This window comes from Hyphomonas atlantica corrig., from assembly GCF_000682715.1.
In the GTDB taxonomy this organism is placed as follows: Bacteria; Pseudomonadota; Alphaproteobacteria; order Caulobacterales; family Hyphomonadaceae; genus Hyphomonas; species Hyphomonas atlantica.
The window spans coordinates 1-1,956 of sequence record NZ_AWFH01000033.1 but is presented as its reverse complement, the minus strand read 5'-3'; the positions used below and the strand labels follow the sequence as shown (position 1 = coordinate 1,956).

Genomic DNA, 1,956 nt, shown 5'->3' with positions numbered 1-1,956 from the left:
TCACCCTGGCCTGACCTGCCTAGGGCGTTGCAGGACCGTACACCTCCCGCAAAGCCCCTCCTGTCCCTGACCCCACAACCAGAACGGCACCTGATCCGGCTCCCGTGAGGTCAGGAGGTGAGTATGGGGTGGGGAGCTATCAGACGGATTGAGGGAGGCGCACAGGCCGCCACACACCGCATCCCCGGCGCATGCCGGGGTCTCCCGCTGTTAGGGCGCAGAGCCCGCGCCCGTGCTTCGACCCTGGTGAATGTCTATGTACGCTTGGCTAAAGCATCGCGAAGCGGTGGTTCGATCGTGAAAGACTGATAGCCACGCAGGACCGATTGATATTAACCTTAAGAAGAAAAAGTTGTTCTACACAAAGAAACAGAGCCTTGCGCAGGGAAGGTATGTTCACTATATGTTCCAGAAAGGCGGTGCGTTATGACTAAAGGATTCTACGCGTATTTGCTCCTATCGGGCTTTCTGCCGATAAATGCCATATTGTTGGCCAAATCATTTGAGCAGGGGCAATACATATTTGCTTGGATCATGCTCGTTCTAGTCAATTTGGGAGCGTTTGCGACAATACGTGTACGGGACATAGTTAATTCAAGAGACGAACCAGACACCTACAAACTGGTTAGCTCAACGCCGATTGACGAAAGCATTTTGGTTTATGTCGTAACTTATGTGCCACTTTTGCTGGACGTGAACTTGAGCACTCTTTCTGGTGCTATATCGCTTCTAATATTCTACGTCATAATGGCAATTGTTTTTGTTCGTTCAAAAACGTTGTTCGTGAACCCCATATTTATGCTTTTGGGTTGGAGATTCTATTTAGGCATCATACTTTCCGAAAAGAAAGAGTACGAGGTGCTGCTAGTCGCCAAGAATACTAAGCTTCATGATGGTGTCAATTATAGGTTGCGAAGGCTGACGAATCTACAGACCTACGTAGTCAGTTCACCAAAGGAGCGTAAAGGTGTCAGCAGCGCAGGTTGATCTGAACTCAAAAATCAAGGACTTCGAAGACTTCCTCCAGGGGTTCTCGCATCCCGGAGCGGTAGACGGAATTGAGCTGTTTCTTCATAGGTCACTAGCTGATGATCCAGCTGGGGGATGGCGCCGACTTACTTTATCGGGTGATTTCAGAAATGGCTTCAAATCGGAGCTGCTTCCAAAGCTTCAAGTGCAGTACAGTAAGCCAGACTTTGTGTCATACGAATATGATGCCATTGTAGACGAAGTAATTGGAGTTGCGCCAGTTGATGTGTTTACCGGACTGAAGGGGTATGCGGATAACCTACCTCCAAGGGCATTGGATGAGCACTTTGATGCCGACCCCTCTGAGTTTGGGAAGTACAAAACTCGAGCAATTGCGCTGTATAGTTCTGCATTGGATGAAACGGCTTATCTAATCTCGCGTCGCAACAGCTTCGAGACTCTGAAGCGTCGATTTGTTGCGAAGTACAGTTTAGCAAATCATCAGTTTATGAAGGCGGATCACAATCTGATTTCTTTCGGTTTTTCTGTTGACTTTGTGTTCTGGCGAGATTGCTTCTTTGTGGATAAAGACTTTCCCTTTCAGAGCATTACGGGTTTCGATGAATTGATGAAAGACAAATCAGAGGCTGCTTTAAAAGAAATTGACGCGATAAAAGGTATAGATATTGAGAACATGGAAGAGCTTGAACAGTGCGTTTCTCAGTATACTGGGTTTCGCCGCAAACTCGCCGCAGCTTCACATTCTGGAGCTTTCAAGAAATTTGATCGGTCGAAAGCAATATCTGCGATAGATGAGTATAATCTTCCAGTCGACTATGATGAAGAAGGCGAGAATACAGTTTTCTCCTTTGATCTGTCGTCCCAAAGTTCGCGATCGAAAGTGATTGACCTTCTCAGCGACAACTATGTGAGAGGAGAAGCTACTGGATTGCCTTACTGTTCCCCGTCAGCGACCATGAGACAGAT

Annotated in this window: 2 protein-coding genes; both read left to right on the top strand. The window is 47.4% G+C overall.

Going from position 1 to position 1,956, the window contains the following annotated elements:
* The first annotated feature begins 426 nt into the window (after positions 1-426).
* Positions 427-987, top strand: a complete 561-nt coding sequence (locus tag HY36_RS11410; RefSeq protein WP_035552812.1) for a hypothetical protein — start codon at positions 427-429, stop codon at positions 985-987.
* Positions 968-1,956, top strand: a 989-nt coding sequence (locus tag HY36_RS11405; protein ID WP_035552809.1) for a Kiwa anti-phage protein KwaB-like domain-containing protein, incomplete at its 3' end; no start/stop codon positions are given. The genes HY36_RS11410 and HY36_RS11405, both read left to right, overlap by 20 nt.